Origin of the sequence: Ruoffia tabacinasalis (assembly GCF_042652985.1) — a bacterium.
Classification (GTDB): Bacteria; Bacillota; Bacilli; order Lactobacillales; family Aerococcaceae; genus Ruoffia; species Ruoffia tabacinasalis.
The window spans coordinates 1-534 of the sequence record NZ_JBHSHQ010000023.1 but is presented as its reverse complement, the minus strand read 5'-3'; the positions used below and the strand labels follow the sequence as shown (position 1 = coordinate 534).

Sequence of the window (534 nt, the reverse complement as noted above, 5' to 3'; positions counted from 1 at the left end):
TTAACGAGAGTTCTCTCGCTCACCTTAGTGTTCTCCACTCGACTACCTGTGTCGGTTTGCGGTACGGGTTATAATAAATTCGCTAGAAGCTTTTCTCGACAGTTTGATTACTCACCTTCGCTACTTAATTCGCTCCCGGTCACAACTCGTTCTTAGTGGACGTAAGCATTTGACTCACATCCAAACTTGTTGCTTCGACATCCTATTCCATCAGGATGCGTGAGGTCACCTCCTGTGTCCCTCCATCACTCAAACATTTATTATAAGTACAGGAATCTCTACCTGTTGTCCATCGCCTATACCTGTCGGCTTCAGCTTAGGTCCCGACTAACCCTGGGCGGACGAGCCTTCCCCAGGAAACCTTAGTCATTCGGTGGACGGGATTCTCACCCGTCTTGCGCTACTCATACCGGCATTCTCACTTCTATACGTTCCACAGCTCCTTACGGTACTGCTTCACCACATATAGAACGCTCTCCTACCACTCAACCTATTGGTTGAATCCACAGCTTCGGTGTTCAGTTTAGCCCCGGT

At 48.7% G+C, this 534-nt stretch carries 1 rRNA gene; it reads right to left on the bottom strand.

Annotated elements, in window-relative coordinates:
* Positions 1-534, bottom strand: a 23S ribosomal RNA gene (locus ACFO5Y_RS03600); the annotation flags it as partial.